General features: G+C 70.8%; 13 protein-coding genes, 1 tRNA gene and 1 pseudogene. 12 read left to right on the top strand and 3 right to left on the bottom strand.

Annotation, left to right across the window (positions count from 1 at the left end; all coding sequences use genetic code 11):
* The 5 genes from rpsI (at position 1) to BO39_RS30305 (ending at position 3,406) form a co-directional block, all read left to right on the top strand.
* Positions 1–504: a 30S ribosomal protein S9 gene (gene rpsI, locus BO39_RS21875; protein WP_043837491.1), complete on the top strand. Its 504-nt coding sequence runs from the start codon at positions 1–3 to the stop codon at positions 502–504.
* Positions 505–644: 140 nt separating this feature from the next.
* Positions 645–1,604 (top strand): N-acetyl-gamma-glutamyl-phosphate reductase, encoded by a 960-nt coding sequence (argC, locus tag BO39_RS21870; protein ID WP_043837488.1) that lies wholly within the window; start codon positions 645–647, stop codon positions 1,602–1,604.
* Positions 1,601–2,125 carry a gamma carbonic anhydrase family protein gene (locus tag BO39_RS21865; protein WP_043837486.1) on the top strand — a complete coding sequence of 175 codons (525 nt, stop codon included), beginning with the start codon at positions 1,601–1,603 and terminating at the stop codon, positions 2,123–2,125. Before argC ends, BO39_RS21865 begins: the two co-directional genes overlap by 4 nt.
* A gap of 10 nt (positions 2,126–2,135) precedes the next feature.
* A complete protein-coding gene (locus tag BO39_RS21860; RefSeq protein WP_043837483.1) occupies positions 2,136–2,690 on the top strand; it encodes a YdgH/BhsA/McbA family protein in 555 nt (184 codons plus the stop codon).
* 68 nt (positions 2,691–2,758) lie between these two features.
* The gene (locus BO39_RS30305) at positions 2,759–3,406 is read left to right on the top strand and encodes a hypothetical protein (RefSeq protein ID WP_052402442.1); all 648 of its coding nucleotides are present in this window, start codon (positions 2,759–2,761) and stop codon (positions 3,404–3,406) included.
* A 60-nt stretch (positions 3,407–3,466) separates the two neighbouring features.
* Here the strand turns inward: BO39_RS30305 and BO39_RS21850 are convergent, their stop codons facing one another.
* Positions 3,467–5,266: a PHA/PHB synthase family protein gene (locus BO39_RS21850; protein ID WP_420493649.1), complete on the bottom strand. Its 1,800-nt coding sequence runs from the start codon at positions 5,264–5,266 to the stop codon at positions 3,467–3,469.
* Positions 5,267–5,904: 638 nt separating this feature from the next.
* Between BO39_RS21850 and BO39_RS21845 the strand changes: the two genes are divergently transcribed.
* The 7 genes from BO39_RS21845 (at position 5,905) to BO39_RS21815 (ending at position 12,826) form a co-directional block, all read left to right on the top strand.
* Complete coding sequence (locus BO39_RS21845) at positions 5,905–6,519, top strand: hypothetical protein (protein ID WP_156963822.1); 615 nt, start codon at positions 5,905–5,907, stop codon at positions 6,517–6,519.
* 59 nt (positions 6,520–6,578) lie between these two features.
* Positions 6,579–7,808, top strand: a complete 1,230-nt coding sequence (locus BO39_RS21840; RefSeq protein ID WP_043837480.1) for an LL-diaminopimelate aminotransferase — start codon at positions 6,579–6,581, stop codon at positions 7,806–7,808.
* The gene (locus BO39_RS21835; RefSeq protein WP_043837479.1) at positions 7,805–9,091 is read left to right on the top strand and encodes a homoserine dehydrogenase; all 1,287 of its coding nucleotides are present in this window, start codon (positions 7,805–7,807) and stop codon (positions 9,089–9,091) included. Before BO39_RS21840 ends, BO39_RS21835 begins: the two co-directional genes overlap by 4 nt.
* Entirely contained in the window at positions 9,088–10,080 is a 993-nt protein-coding gene (gene glpX / locus BO39_RS21830; protein ID WP_043837478.1) for a class II fructose-bisphosphatase, read from the top strand. The genes BO39_RS21835 and glpX overlap by 4 nt, the downstream gene beginning before the upstream one ends.
* Positions 10,073–11,854 (top strand): single-stranded-DNA-specific exonuclease RecJ, encoded by a 1,782-nt coding sequence (gene recJ, locus BO39_RS21825; protein WP_043837477.1) that lies wholly within the window; start codon positions 10,073–10,075, stop codon positions 11,852–11,854. Before glpX ends, recJ begins: the two co-directional genes overlap by 8 nt.
* A gap of 121 nt (positions 11,855–11,975) precedes the next feature.
* The gene (locus BO39_RS21820; protein WP_052402441.1) at positions 11,976–12,671 is read left to right on the top strand and encodes a hypothetical protein; all 696 of its coding nucleotides are present in this window, start codon (positions 11,976–11,978) and stop codon (positions 12,669–12,671) included.
* Between the two features lie 79 nt (positions 12,672–12,750).
* Positions 12,751–12,826 (top strand) — tRNA-Glu (locus BO39_RS21815).
* Between the two features lie 137 nt (positions 12,827–12,963).
* Here BO39_RS21815 and BO39_RS21810 read toward each other — a convergent pair.
* Together BO39_RS21810 and BO39_RS21805 are read right to left on the bottom strand one after the other, a co-directional pair.
* Positions 12,964–14,256: an IS5 family transposase gene (locus tag BO39_RS21810; protein WP_052402440.1), complete on the bottom strand. Its 1,293-nt coding sequence runs from the start codon at positions 14,254–14,256 to the stop codon at positions 12,964–12,966.
* Between the two features lie 34 nt (positions 14,257–14,290).
* A pseudogene (locus BO39_RS21805) lies at positions 14,291–15,429 on the bottom strand (IS3 family transposase); the annotation flags it as partial.
* Between the last annotated feature and the right edge of the window lie 176 nt (positions 15,430–15,605).

Below are 15,605 nucleotides of genomic sequence, written 5' to 3'. Positions count from 1 at the left end.
ATGAGCGAGACGAACGCCACCACCGCCACCTCCCTCGCCGACCTCAAGGACCTCGTCGCCGGCACCCCCGCCAGCCCCGAGTCCGCGGCGATCACGCGTGAGCCCAAGCGCGACAGCCTCGGCCGCGCCTACGCGACCGGCCGCCGCAAGAACGCCATCGCCCGCGTCTGGATCATGCCGGGCAAGGGCACGGTCACGATCAACGACAAGCCGGCCTCGAAGTATTTCGCGCGCCCGGTGCTGCGGATGCTGATCGCCCAGCCCTTCCTGGTGGCCGACCGCTACCAGCAGTTCGACGTGATGTGCACGGTCGTCGGCGGCGGCCTTTCCGGCCAGGCCGGCGCGGTGCGCCACGGCCTCTCCCGCGCGCTGACCAACTATGAGCCGGGCCTGCGCCCGATCCTTAAGAAGGCTGGCTTCCTGACCCGCGACCCGCGCGTGGTCGAGCGGAAGAAGTACGGCAAGCCGAAGGCCCGACGTTCCTTCCAGTTCAGCAAGCGCTGAAGCCGGCGGGCCGGCTTCACGCCGGTCCGTTCTGGACTGTTCATCAGGAGGGGCGGCCCGCAGGGGCTGCCCCTCTTGCGTTTCCGCCTACCCCAAGTCCCAATCCGTTCCCTCCCCAGGGCGGGAGTCAGGAGAGCAAGATGGCCCAAGGCAGCATCCCGAGCGTCTTCATCGATGGCGAGGCCGGCACGACCGGCCTGCAAATCGTCGAGCGCCTTCAGGGCCGACCGGACCTCGTCCTGCGCTCCCTGCCGCCCGAGCACCGCAAGGACGCCGCTGCCAAGCGCGACCTCTTCGCCGAGGTGGACCTCGTGATCCTCTGCCTGCCCGATGCGGCGGCGAAGGAGGCGACGGACGTCGCGGCGGGCCTCGGGGAGCGGGCGCCCCGGCTGCTCGACGCCTCCACCGCGCACCGGGTGAACCCGGAGTGGGTCTATGGCGTCCCAGAACTCGCGCCGGACCAGGCCGCCAAGATCGCCGCCGCCGCCCGCGTGGCGAATCCCGGCTGCTACCCCACCGGCGGCATCCTGCTTCTCCGCCCTCTGGTAGAGGCCGGGCTGCTGCCGCGCGACTACCCCGTCACGGTGAATGCCGTCTCCGGCTACTCCGGTGGCGGCAAGTCGATGATCGCCGCCTTCGAGGAAGCGGACGATGCGCCGGCCTTCGAGCTCTACGGCCTGGGCCTCGAGCACAAGCACCTGCCGGAGCTGCAGCACTATTCCGGCCTGACGCGCCGCCCGATCTTCGTGCCCAGCGTCGGCGACTTCCGCCAGGGGATGCTCGTCTCCGTGCCCCTGCACCTCGACCTGCTGAGCGGCCGCCCCTCGCCGGCCGCGCTGGAGAGCGCGATCTCGGCCTACTACGCCGGGCAGGAATTCGTCCGCGTGGTGCCCGCCGAGCCCGGCGGCAAGCTGGAGCCGGAGGCGCTGAACAACACGAACCTCGTTGAGCTGCGCGTCTACGGAAATGAGGCGCGCGGCCAAGCGGTGCTCGTCGCCCGCCTCGACAACCTCGGCAAGGGCGCCTCGGGCGCTGCGGTGCAGAACATGAACCTGATGCTCGGCCTCTCCGGAGCCAACCAACTGGAGCGTGCGGCATGAGCGGACCGCTTTTCCCCTTCAAGGGCAAGTGGCCCTCGATCCACCCTACCGCCTTCGTCGCCCCCACCGCCTCAGTGATCGGCGACGTGGAACTGGGAGAGGATGCCAGCGTCTGGTACGGCTGCGTGCTGCGCGGGGACACGAACTTCATCCGGATCGGCCCGCGCACGAATATCCAGGACGGCACCATCGTCCACGTGAATGCGGGCACCATGCCGGCGGTCCTCGGCGCGGACGTCACGGTTGGCCACGCCTGCATCATCCACGCCTGCACCCTGGAGGACCGCGCCTTCGTCGGCATGGGCGCCACCGTGCTGGACAAAGCGGTGATCGAGGAGGGCGGGATGCTCGGCGCCGGCGGGCTTCTCTCCCCGGGCAAGGTGATCCGCCGCAACGAATTGTGGCTGGGGGCTCCCGCCCGGCTGGTTCGCACCATGTCTGCGGAGGAGCGGGCCGGCTGGGACCGGACCGCGCCCCACTACGCCGAACTGGCGAAGGAACACCGCGCCAGCCTCGAATAGGAAACGGACCATGCGACGCACCGCGCTCTGCCTCGGCTTGACCCTCATTCTCGGCGCTTGCGCGGTGCCCTACTCCGGTCCTGTACCGCCCGTGCCGCCGCTCGCCGGCCACGGCGGGCAGACCCCCGAGCGCAACGCCATCAGCGGCGCGGCGGAGGCCTTCGGCAACACGGGCGTCCTCCTCGGCAAGCCCGCGGACGCCGCCGTCGCGGTCAGCCGCCTCGAATGGACCACGCTCGCGGTCGGCGCCGACCGTAGCTTCTTCAACTTCAGTGCCGGCACCCCCGCCGCCCTCAGCGCGGCCCGCTACGAGGTACGGCGCTACCTTGGCATCGGGATCGATGCTCCGGGCGTGGCCGTGATGAATGGCATGGAGGCCGCGGCGGCCGCCCTTGCGCGCGGCGACCGGGCCGCGGCGGCAGCCGCCCTGGCGCCCCCGGTCTTCTCGCCGGACACGCTGGAGCGCCTCGGCACCATCACCCGGCTGCCCCAGGCGAATACCGCCACCCGGCGCGCCCAGCGCGACATCGAGTTCGGCCGCAGCGACGACCGGCAGTTCCAGTGACCGGTCCCTCGGGTGACGGCGCGGCCGGCGCAGGGCATCCTGCCCACCTCATGCCTCCGGATGCCCCCATGACGCGACGCCGCGCCCTTCTTATTCTCGCCTCCCCGGCCGTGCTGGGCATGGCCGGGCTCGGCGGCTGCGCGGAGCTCCAGCGGCCGAACATCTCCTGGCCTGTCCCGCCAGGCCTGCTCCCGCCGGAGCAGGAACCCGGCCGTGCCGCCGTGAACGTCATGGCGCAGGACATGCTCGGCGCCAGCAATGGCATCAAGGACGAGCCGGGCCGCATCGCGCAGGCTGCCGGGCTGATGGAGTGGATGGCGGTGGAGTTGAACAGGCCGCGCTGGAGCCCCGTGCCTCCCGATGCCCGCGCCGGCATCGGCCTCGCGCGCGATGAGATGCGCGGCGCCCTCGGGGCCGATCCGCTCGCCGATTCGCCGCGCCTCGCGGCGGCCCTTGCCGCGGCCTATCGGGCCCTGCGGAGCGGGAACCGGGCGGCGGCCGCGGCGGCCCTGCCAAGGAGCCTGTTTCCCCGCGGCGGAGATGCGACCCTGCTTCGCCTCAGCGATCCCGGCCCGCTGCCGCAGGGCGAGATTTCCACGACCTACCTTGCTGAGCGCGTGCGCGTCCTGGACGAGACGAACGGCTGGAGCGCCGACTTCGACACGCCCGTGCCGGCCGACCGCGGCGGGCGCGGGCCTATCCCCCTGGCGTTCTGACACGGCCGGGAAGGGAAGGAGTCCTTTCTCCCTCTCCCCGGAGTTACCGGCGCCGGCCGCTCAGTCGCCTGCCATCACCTTCACATAGCTACCGGGCGCGTCCTCCAGCGCGGGAAGGCCGCCTTCGCCCGGCTGGCGGGCGGGAACCATGGTGCGGTCCTGCGCCGTCACCCAGCGCTGCCAGTCCGGCCACCAGGAGCCCGCAAGCTCGGTGGCCGTCTCGAACCAATCGGAGGGCTTCTCGGGAAAGGCGCCGTCGCGCACCCAGTGGCTGTACTTGCCGCTGTCCGGGGAGTTCACCACGCCCGCGATATGCCCGGACGCCGCGAGCACGAAGCGCAACGGCCCGGAGAAGAGGTGCGTCGCCTTGTAGCTGCTCTTCCAGGGCGCGATGTGGTCCTCGCGCGTGGCCAGGAAGTAGGACGGCACCTTGATGTCGCGCAGATCCAGCGCCACCCCGTCCAACTCGACCCCGCCGGGCTTCACAAGGTCGTTCTGCTGGTACATCCGCCGCAGGTAGAAGGAGTGCATCTTCGCCGGCATGCGCGTGGAATCGCCGTTCCAGAACAGCAGGTCGAAGGGGAATGGCTCCTGCCCCAGCAGGTAGTTCTGCACGACGAAGGACCAGATGAGGTCGTTGGCGCGCAGCATGTTGAAGGTGTCGGCCATTTCCGACCCCTCCAGGAACCCGCGCTGGCTCATCTTCGCCTCGATGGCCTGTAGCTGCTCCTCGTCGATGAAGACGCCGAGCTCGCCGGCCTCCTCGAAGTCGAGCATCGTCGTGAAGAAGGTGGCGGAGGCAATCCTGTCGTCCCCCTTCTTCGCCATATGCGCGAGGGTCGAGGCGAGCAACGTACCGCCGAGGCAGTAGCCGATCGCATTGATCTGCCGCTCCCCCGTCGCCTGCTGGATGGCGTCTAGCGCGGCATAGGGGCCGAGGCGCATGTAGTCGTCGAAGCCCATCTCGGCCAGCGTCTCGTCCGGGTTCACCCAGGAGCAGACGAAGACCGTGTGGCCCTGCGAGACCGCCCAGCGCACGAAGGAGTTCTTCGGGCGGAGGTCAAGGATGTAGAACTTGTTGATCCAGGGAGGCAGGATCAGTAGCGGCCGCTTGAGCACCGTTTCGGTGGTCGGCGTGTACTGGATCAGCTCCATCAGTGCGTTGCGGTACACGACCTTGCCGGGCGTGACCGCGATGTTCTCGCCGATCTTGAACTTGCTCTCGTCCGTCATGTTGATGCGGAGCTTGCCGTGCCCGCGCTCAAGGTCCGTCAGGAGGTTCGACAGGCCCTTAAGCAGGTTCTCGCCGCCGGTCTCGGCCGTCCTGCGCAGCACCTCGGGGTTGGTCATCCAGAAGTTCGTGGGGCTCATCGCGTCCACGAACTGGCGCGTGTAGAAATCCACCTTCTGGGCGGTCTTCGGCGGCAGCCCCTCCGCCCCCTGCACCACGTTGGTGAAATAGCGGGAGGAGAGCAGGTAGGACTGCTTGATGAAGTCGAAGACCTCGTTCTCGCGCCAGGCGTCGTCCTTGAAGCGCTTGTCACCCTTGCGCTCGGCAATCACCGGCTCGGCCTGCCCGCCCATGATGCGGCGCGCGGTGTTCTGCCAGAGCGTGAGGTAGTCCTGCCAGAAGCCGATCTGCGCCTGCACGAGGCGGGCCGGGTTGGACATCAGCCGCGTCGTCATCTCGAGGAAGGCGTTGCCGATGTTGAGCGGGTCCGCGCTGGGCCGGCCGTCGGCCTGGGCCTGGCGGCGCAGGAACTCGGCCACCAGTCGCTGCCCGCGCTCGGCCACGTCCGCCATGGTGCGGGTGACGACCGCAGGGTCGGGCAGGCGGAAGTTAGGCGTCTCGGCCGGCAGGGTCGGCACCTCCTTCGGGGCAGCCGGCGGCGGAGCCGACGCAAGCGCGGCGGGGGAGGGGGGCGGCTCGGCGGGTGCCGAGGCTGAGTGCGGGACTTCGGCGCTGGGCGCCGCCACCGCGGCGGGCGCCTCGGCCTTCGGCTCCGGCCGTTTCGCGGCCGGCGCATGCAGTTCGGGCAAGGGGGAGGAGGCCGCGACCGCCATGGCAATGCGCGAGGCCTCGAGCTCCGCCGCGGGCGTCGGCGCGCCGGGTGGGTTGGCCCGCACCATCGGGGCTTGCTGGTCTTCCTCTGGCAGCAGCGGCACGGGTGCGGCGGCCTTACCCTGGGGCGTGCCGGGTGCCGGGGCGGGGGGCGCGGCCTTCTCGGCCTGGGCCACCGGCGCCTTTACCCGCTGGCCCTTCGGCACGGCCTTCGCCACCACCGGCGCGGGCGGGCTGCCCTGCGTGGTCGCGCCGAGCGCCTCCGCACCCGACTGGGCGACTTCCGACGGAGTTCGGCCGCTCTTCCGCTTGTCGCTCATGCCTGGCTTTCCTCCCCTCTGCCCGGCCGCCTGGTGAGGCAGCCGGTCGAGCTCTCGTTACGTGGCTTCCGCCGGCGGTCATTCTGCGGCAAACCCCCCGGAGAGAGGAGCGTGCGATGCGAGAGAGGGCCATGCCGTCCCGGTCGGATGCCAGCCGGTTCATCGAAGCTAGGGACCTGGGTGGGGCGAGACAAGCGCACCCCCGCCGGGTTCAGGTTGCCGCCCTCGGCGCATCGCTTGCCCTGGCGACGGTGCTTGGCGGCTGCATCGGCTCGCCGGGCGAGAGCGTCTTCGAGTTCTACCGCCAGATCAACGGCGAGGCTCTCGCGGGCCGCCCCCTGCCGCCCGGACTCGACAAGGGCTCCCCGAACCTCGCCACGGTGCCGCAGCGCCCCTCCCGCGGGCCGTCAAGCGCGCGGGCGGAACTGTCCACCCTCCTGGCCGCCAACCGCGCGGCGGCGGCGGCCCCGATCGTGCCGGGCGCCCCGGTGCCCGACCGCCCTGCGACGGAAGGCTTGGCGGCCGTTCCCGCGGAGCCGCCGGCACCGGCGCGCCTCTCCGCCGCGCCGCGCATCGCCGCCGGGCCCGCCACCCTCCTCCTGCCCGGCACCCAGGCGCCCCGCATTGAGGAGGAGGCGCCCGAGGGCCCGCCGCCCACGCTCTCCGCCCCCGCGGCACCCGATCTCGCCGCGCCACCCAGCTTCCCGTCCATCGCGCCTCGCGGGCGCTGACCGCCCCCGCTATTCTCGATCCCCACGACCCGAAGAACAGAACGCCGAGCACCCGGACCATGACCGACGAGTTCCACCGCATCCGCCGCCTGCCGCCCTATGTCTTCGCGGAGGTCAACGCCGCCAAGGCCAAGGCCCGCGGCGCGGCAGAGGACGTGGTGGACCTCGGCATGGGCAACCCCGACAGCCCGACGCCGCCGCATATCGTGGCGAAGCTGATCGAGGCCGTGCAGGACCCGCGCACGCACCGCTACTCCGCCTCCAAGGGCATTCCCGGCCTGCGGAAGGCCCACGCGGCCTATTACGCCCGCCGCTTCGGCGTGAAGCTGGACCCGGAGACCGAGGTGATCGCGACCCTCGGCAGCAAGGAGGGGCTGGCGAACCTTGCCCAGGCCATCTCCTCCCCGGGCGACACCATCCTCGTGCCGAACCCGTCCTACCCGATTCACCAGTTCGGTTTTCTGATCGCCGGCGCCTCCGTGCGCTCGATCCCCTATACGCCCGACGACGAGATGCTGCGCGCGATCGACCGTGCCGTCCGCCACTCCGTGCCCAAGCCCACGGCCGTCATCGTCAACTTCCCGTCGAACCCGACGGCGCTCGTCGCCAGCATCGAGTTCTACCGCGAGCTGGTCGCCTTCTGCCGCAAGCACGAGATCTACATCCTCTCCGACCTCGCCTATGCGGAGCTGTACTACGGCACCACCCCGCCCCCCTCCGTGCTGGAGGTCGAGGGGGCGAGGGACGTGGCGGTGGAGTTCACCTCCATGTCCAAGACCTACAACATGCCGGGCTGGCGCATGGGCTTCGCGGTGGGCAACCCGAAGCTGATCGCGGCGCTGACGCGCGTGAAGTCCTACCTCGACTACGGCGCCTTCACGCCGATCCAGGTGGCCGCTACGGCCGCGCTGAACGGCCCGCAGGACTGCATTGCGGAGATGCGCGCCCTCTACAAGGACCGACGCGACGTGCTGGTGAAGGGCCTGCGGCAGGCCGGCTGGGAAGTGCCCTCGCCGGAGGCCTCCATGTTCATCTGGGCGCCGATCCCGGAGCGCTTCAAGCATCTCGGCAGCGTCGAGTTCTCCAAGCTGCTGCTCGCCCGGGCGAAGGTGGCGGTGGCGCCGGGCATCGGCTTCGGCGAGCACGGGGACGATCACGTCCGCATCGCCCTCGTCGAGAACAACCACCGTATCCGCCAGGGCCTGCGCGGCATCCGCGGCTTCCTGCAAGGGGACAACGCCGCGCCCGCCATGGACGAGGCCGTGAAAGAGGACGCCGTCCGCGCATGACCCGTCCTCTTGCGGTTGCCGTCGCCGGCCTCGGCACGGTTGGTGCGGGCGTGCTCGGCCTGCTGCGCGGGAACGCGGAGATCGTGGCTGCCCGCGCGGGCCGGCGCATCGCCGTCACCGCAGTCTCCTCCCGCGACCGCACGCGCGACCGCGGCATCAGCCTCGACGGCCTGCGCTGGTATGACGATCCCGTGGCGCTGGCGAACGACCCCGCGGTGGACGTGGTGGTGGAAACCATCGGCGGCAGCGAGGGCCCGGCCCGCGCGTTGATCCAGGCGGCGCTCGCGGCCGGGAAGCCCGTGGTCACCGCCAACAAGGCGCTGCTCGCGATACACGGCGCCGAGCTGGCGGAGCTGGCCGCCCGGTCCAACGTCCCGCTCGCCTTCGAGGCGGCGGTGGCCGGCGGCATCCCCGCCATCAAGGCCATCCGCGAGGGGCTGGCGGGCAACCGCATCTCCCGCGTCACCGGCATCCTGAACGGCACCTGCAACTACATCCTGACGCAGATGCGCGAGCGGGGGCGGGAGTTCGCGGAGGCGCTGAGCGAGGCGCAGAAGCTCGGCTACGCGGAAGCCGACCCGACCTTCGATGTGGACGGCATCGACGCCGCCCACAAGCTGGCCATCCTCGCGGCCCTCGCCTTCGGCCGCCCCGTCGATTTCGGCGCGGTGCACGTGGAGGGCATCCGTGCCGTCTCCGCGCTCGACATCCGCCTTGCCGAGGAACTCGGCTACCGCATCAAGCTGCTGGGCATCGCCTCCTGCTCGGAAGTGGGCGTCGAGACGCGCGTGCACCCCTGCATGGTACCGGCGAGCCACCCCGTGGCCACCGTGGACGGCGTCTTCAACGCCGTGGTGGCGGAGGGCGACCATGTCGGCCGCGTGGTTCTCGTCGGCCGCGGCGCCGGCGCCGGCCCCACGGCCAGCGCCGTCGTGTCCGACCTCATCGACATCGCCCGCGGCCGCCACACCCCCGTCTGGGGTGCCGAATCCTTTTCCGCGCTGCCCTCGGTCGGGATGGAGCGCCATTCGGGCGCCTACTACCTGCGCCTGATGGTGGTGGACCGCCCCGGCGTGATCGCGGACGTGACCGGCGTCCTGCGCGACGCCGGGATCTCCCTTGAATCCATGCTCCAGCGCGGCCGCGCGCCCGGCGAGGCCGTGCCGGTCGTCGTCACCACGCATGAGGCGCGAGAGGTCGCGATGCGCGAGGCGCTGGCCCGCATCGCCGCCCTCGACGCCGTGCTCGAACCCCCCGCCCTCATCCGGATCGAAACGCCATGAGCATCAACCCCGACGCCCCCCTGCAGAGCGACCGCAACCTGGCGATGGAGCTCGTCCGCGTGACGGAGGCCGCCGCCATCTCCGCCTCCCGCTGGATCGGGCGCGGCGATAAGAACAGCGCCGACGGCGCGGCGGTGGACGCCATGCGCCGCGCCTTCGACAGCGTCGCCATCACCGGCACCGTGGTGATCGGCGAGGGTGAGATGGACGAGGCGCCGATGCTTTACATCGGCGAGAAGGTCGGCTCCGGCGGCCCCGAGGTGGACATCGCGGTGGACCCGCTGGAGGGCACCGCCATCTGCGCCCGCGGCATGCCCAACGCCATCGCGACCCTGGCCGTCGCGGAGAAGGGTGGCTTCCTGCACGCCCCTGACATCTACATGGACAAGCTGGCGGTCGGCCCGGGCCTGCCGGAGGGCGTGGTGCATATCGACGCCAGCCCGAAGGAGAACCTCCGGAACCTCGCCCAGGCGAAGAAGGCCTCGATCGAGGATCTCGTCGTCTGCACGCTCGACCGCGACCGCCACAAGGAGATCATCCGCGCCTGCCGCGAGGCTGGCGCGCGCATCATGCTCATTCCGGACGGAGACGTGGCCGGCGTCGTCGCCTGCTCCCAGCCTGAAGCGGGCGTGGACATGTATATCGGCTGGGGCGGCGCGCCCGAGGGCGTGCTGGCGGCGGCCGCGCTGCGCTGCATTGGCGGCCAGATGCAGGGCCGCCTCATCTACGAGGACGACACCCAGCGGGAGCGCGCGAAGTCCATGGGCATCACCGACCCCGACCGCATCTTCAACGTCGAGGACATGGCCCGCGGCGATGTGATGTTCTCGGCGACCGGCGTCACCACGGGCGCGATGCTGCGCGGCGTGCGGCGCACGGCCACCAGCGCAGTCACCCACTCGATCGTCATGCGCAGCAAGACCGGCACGGTCCGCTACATCGAGGGGCACCACAACTTCAGCATCAAGCCGAACGTCTTCGTTGCCTGACCTTCCGCACCCGGACGCCGTCCTCGGCGTCACGCGCAGCGCCACCGGCCGCCGCTGGATCTGGCGCGATGGCGACGCCCGTACGGGCCTCGCCATCGCCCAGCGCCTGGCGGTGCCGGAACTCGTCGGCCGCCTTCTCGCGGCACGCGGCGTAGGCGTGGAGAACGCAGCCGACTTCCTTGAGCCGCGGCTGCGCGCCGCCATGCCCGACCCCTCCTGCCTGCGCGACATGGACCGCGCGGCCGAACGCCTGGCTGGGGCCGTGCGTGCAGGGGAGCGGGTCGCGGTCTTCGCCGACTACGACGCGGACGGCGCCTGCGCGGGCGCGCTGATCACGCGCGTCCTGCGCGACCTCGGCGCCATCGTCACCCACTACGTGCCGGACCGCATCAAGGAGGGCTACGGCCCCAACGCGCCGGCCATCGCAGCTCTCTGCGATGGTGGCGCGACGCTCATCGTCTGCGTGGACTGCGGCATCGCCGCCCATGACGCGCTGGCGGCGGCGCAAGGAAGGGCGGACGTGGTGGTGCTGGACCACCACAAGGCCGAGGGCCCGCCGCCGCCAGTCCTGGCCACGGTGAACCCGAACCGGCTGGACTGCGACTCTGGCCTTCGCACGCTCTGCGCCGGCGCCATCTGCTTCATGACGGCGGTCGCGCTCCACCGCAGCCTTCGCAAGGCCGGCTTTTTCGAGAGCCGCGCCGAGCCGCCCCTGCTCGACCTGCTGGACCTCGTCGCGACTGCCACCGTCTGCGACGTGATGCCCCTCACCGGCCTCAACCGCGCGCTCGTCGCCCAGGGCCTGCGCGTCATGGCCCGCCGCGCCCGCCCGGGCGTGGCCGCCCTGCTCGAGGTGGCAGGGGTGAAGGACATCCCCAGCGCCCAGTCCCTCGGCTTCGGCCTCGGCCCACGCCTCAACGCTTCCGGGCGTATCGGGGAGAGCGACCTAGCCCTCCGCCTTCTGCTGGAGGAGGACCCGCTCGAGGCCCGCGCCATGGCCGAGCGCCTCGACACCACGAACCGCCGCCGCCAGGAGGTGGAGGCGGAGGTGATGGAAACCGCCCTTCGCATGGCCGAGGCCGCCGCGGCCGCCGGCGACCCCGTGCTGCTCATCCTGGGGGAGGGGTGGCACCCCGGCGTCGTCGGCATCGTCGCGGGACGGGTGAAGGAGCGCTTCAACCGCCCCGCCATCGTCGCGGGCCTCTCGGACGGCGTCGCCAAAGGTTCTGGCCGCTCCGTGCCCGGCATCGACCTGGGCGCGGCTGTCATCGCGGCGCGCCAGGCGGGCCTGCTGCTGACAGGCGGCGGCCACGCCATGGCCGCGGGACTTTCCTTCCGCGCAGAGCGACTGCCGGAGGTTCGCGCCTTCCTCAACGACCGTCTCTCGCGCGCGGCCGAGCTGCCGGATGCGGCGGCTCTGGTGGTGGAGGGCACGCTCAGCGTCGCCGCTGCCAACACGGCCATGGCGGAGCAGGTCGCCCGCCTCGCCCCCTTCGGCACCGGCAACGAGGAACCGCTCTTCGCCCTGCGCCACGCCCGCGTGGTGCGCGCGGACCGGGTGGGTAAGGAGGGCGCGACCATCCGCCTCTTCCTGGAAGGGGAGGGGGGTGCGCGGTTGAAGGCCGTGGCCTTCCGCGCGAAGGAGGGGCCGCTTGCGGATCTCCTCCTGGGACCGCGCAAGGTGCCGCTGCATCTCTGCGGGGTGCTGCGGGCGGAGAGCTGGAATGGCGAGGTCTCGACCTGCCTTCATGTGCAGGATGCAGCCCCGGCCTGAGGAGTCAATCGAGGGGTTCCGGGTTGTTCGCAGCCCCGCATGGCTTTAACTCGCCTCCCTGAGCCCCCACCGACCCCTGGGGCGGCGCGGGACCCCGCGCCGCACAGACCGCGGAGTGCCCATGCCGCCTGCCCGTTTCCTGCTCCCCCTCCTGCTCCTCGCCGGCTGTGGCAACAGCTACTCGGCCGATACCTATGCCACGCGCGCGGTGCAGCAGGTGAACCCGGTGCAGCAGGGCGTCATCATCGGCGCGCGCGAGGTCGCGATCTCCGCCGACGGCGCGACGGGTGCGGCGGTGGGCGCGGCGGCCGGCGGCATCGTCGGCGGCGCCGCGACTGGCAGCCACCTGACCTCCGCCCTGGCCGGGGTTGGTGGCGGCCTCGTCGGCGGCTTGTTGGGTACGGCGACCGAGCGCGTGGTGAACGACAACCGCGGCACCGAATACATCGTCCGCCGCACGAACGGGGAGCTGGTGAACGTTACTCAGCGTGACGTGCCGCCTCTGCCGATCGGGCAGAAGGTGCTCGTGATCGCCGGCGCCCAGGCGCGAATCGTGCCTGACTACACGGTGGCTGATCCCGTGGCGGCCAAGCCCGCCGGCCAAGCCCCCGCGGTGGTGGAGGCACCCGTGCGGGCCGATCCACCCGCAGCCACCAGCACGCCGGCCCCTGCTGCGGCGGCGTCCGGGACGCCGGCCGGTGGCGCGCCCCCCGCGGGAACCCCAGCCAGGGGCGAGCCGGAGCCAGCGGCCGCCCCCGCCTCTGCCCCGTCGCCGCGGGCGCCGCTGGTACCGCCCGATATCCCGCTCGCCCTCTGACGCATCCGACGTAGGTGCTGGACGCCGACGCCCTGGCATTGTAGTGACGCCCCGCCCCCTCTCAGGTGGGCTCCGGCCTGTCCCGTTCGTCTAGAGGCCTAGGACGCGGCCCTTTCAAGGCTGCAACACGGGTTCGAATCCCGTACGGGACGCCAGCTGAAATTCACTTTGTTGCTATTTTGGGCGGTTCAGCGATCCCACCCTACAATCACACCCATAGTGAGACTTTCTTGTGCTCCGTCGCAGGCGTCTTGGCGATGCTCTCCTACGTAGTCGGCCTTGACTAACCTCTTCAGGCTGTCTGGACCGTAAGCGGCTGGTGGTCTGGCTGGCCCATTGCCTGGTTGAGGGCGGCAAGGAGGGCGAGCGAAAGGGCCCTGAGGTAGGCGAGGATCTTGCGGATGTTGTGCCCGCACCCGCAGAGCACGGCGTAGAGGGCATCACCGATGGTGCCCTTGAGGGCGCATCGGGCGAGGCGTCCGTCGGACTTCATGTGGCCGATCTCGGGCTCGATGGCGCTGCGTCGCTGCAGGAGCTTGCGCAAGCGTGGCGTGAGGCCGTGACGCGTGCCGCTGACGAGCACCGTCGTGCCGTGGGCGCCATGGCCGCGGTAGCCACGGTCGACCACGGCAAGGGTGGGGAGCTGCCCGGTGAGGGTCTCGACCTGCTGGAGGGCGTCGGGAAGGGTGTGGCCGTCATAGGGGTTGCCCGGCATGGAGCGCATGCCAACGACAAAGCCGCCAGCAAGCGTGGTGGCGATGCTGACCTTGGTGCCGAACTCGTAGCGCACCCGCGCCTTGCCCTTGGCGATGCAGTCGACCTCGACCTCGGGCTCGTGCAGGGCGTAGAGCTTGCCCGCGCTCTTGGGTGTCTGCCGCAGCAGGCGGGTGACGAGCGCGATGCGTTGCTCCATCTGCCTCCGCAGCCCTCCCTCGGGGATGGCGCCGAGCTTGCGGCCGATGTCGTGCAGGACGCGTCCCGTGTAGCCCTTAAGCGTGCGCAGCGCCTTGCGCATGCGCCGGAACTGCCGGGCATGGGCGTGACGCCCAGCCTGGGCTGCCAGGCGCGGAGCCTTGCGGTTGTAGTTCTGCCGCAACCGAATGCCCGCCCTCTCAGCCAGCGTTACCAGCGAGCGGCGCGCCTTCTCGTAGAGGCGGCTGTCGGTCGGATGCGCGATGGCCTTCTCCATCACGGTGGTGTCCACCGCGATCTCGGACAGGCTGCGCGGCGTCACGGCACCCGAGGCCCGGCCCGCCTCGATGTTTTTGGTCAGCAGCCACTCCACCCCCTCCTCACCGATGCGGCCGCGCCAGCGGCTGAGCCAGGAGGGGTGAATGGGCGGGCGGTGCTGGAAGACGGTCTCGCCAGTGAAGTGCTGGAAGTACGGGTTCTCTACCCAGCTGGCGAGCACCGCCTCGTCGGAAAGGCCGTAGGCGTGCTGCAGGTACATCAGCCCGGCCACTAGGCGCGGATGGATGGCGGGCCGCCCCTCACCGGCGGGAAAGAACCCAGCCCATTCCTGCTCGAACCAGCCCCAATCGATCAGTGCCGCCAGCCGGACCAGCTCGTGCCGTCCATCGATCATGTCGACCAGGCGTGGCCGCAGCAGGTCGGCCTGTTCTGGAGGGGAGGCGTCCTGCTGGTGATGGTACGCGCGGCGTCAAGAGCACCTCCGGCGCGGGTGGTCGGTAGTGGAGCGAGGAGTGCGGCCGGACGGTGTTGTAGTGCCTACGCCAGCCCTCGATCAGCACCTTCGCCTCGGCCAGCGTGTTGAACACCTCCGCGTTCAGCAGCTCGTCCCGGAGCTTGCCGTTGAAGCTCTCGACATAGCCGTTCTCCCAGGGACTGCCCGGTTCGATGAACGCCGTCTTTGCGCCGACGCCGGTGATCCAGCCCTTCACCGCGGTGGCGGCGAACTCCGGCCCATTGTCGGACCGCACGTGGCCCAGGGTGCCGCGCAGGATGAACAGGTCGGAGAGGACATCGATCACGTCCGCCGCCCCGAGCCTGCGCGCCACCCGGATCGCGAGGCACTCCCGGGTGTACTCGTCGACTACGTTAAGCATCCGCAGCTTGCAGCCATCGCGCGTCCGGTCCTCGACGAAGTCGTAAGCCCAGACATGGTTCGGCCGCTCCGGCCGCAGCCGCACGTAGGAACCGTCGTTTAGCCAGAGCCGACCACGCCTGGGTTGCCGGGCGGGCACCTTCAGCCCCTCCGCGCGCCAGATGCGCTCGACCCTCTTGTGGTTGCAGCACCAACCCTCGGCCCGCAGCAGGGCCGTGATCCGCCGGTATCCGTAGCGCCCATACTGCCGCGCCAGGTCGATGATACTCTCCCTCAGCGCCGCCTCGTCGTCAGCCACCCGGAGCGTCCTGCGCTGCACGGTCCGGTGCTGCCCCAGCACCCGGCAGGCAAACCGCTCCGAGACGTCGAGCTTGCCCGTGACGTGCCTGACACAGGCCCGACGACGCGCGGCGCTCACCAGTTTCCCAAGGCGGCTTCCTTCAGCGCCAGCTTCTCCAGGGTGAGGTCCGCCACCGCCCGGCGAAGCCTGCCGTTCTCCTGTTCCAGCACCTTTGGCCGTCTCACCTGGTCCAGCTTCAGACCGCCGTACTCGCTGCGCCAGCGGTAGTACGTCTGCTCCGTCACCCCAATCACCCGCACGGCTTCGACCGCTGACTTCCCCTGCGCCAGCAGCACCTCGACTTGGCGCAGCTTCGCCACGATCTCCTCCGGCTTGTGGTGCTTCCTCGCCATCCCAAAACTCTCCATGGATCCGCCGGGCTCACATAACCGGCGGATCGCTTCTAGGGGCGCACGTTAAGAGCTGGCACTTGATCTGGATGGCTGATTTCATGGTGGCCGGAGGTGCTGCATGGCTGATCTGTTCTGGCTGACGAGGGCTCAGGTGCGGCGGATTGCGCCCCTCTTCC

It is taken from the genome of Roseomonas aerilata DSM 19363, assembly GCF_000711725.1.
GTDB classification, from domain to species: Bacteria; Pseudomonadota; Alphaproteobacteria; order Acetobacterales; family Acetobacteraceae; genus Roseomonas; species Roseomonas aerilata.
The sequence above is the reverse complement of the archived record's forward strand: the minus strand, read 5'-3'. Positions and strand labels throughout refer to the sequence as shown.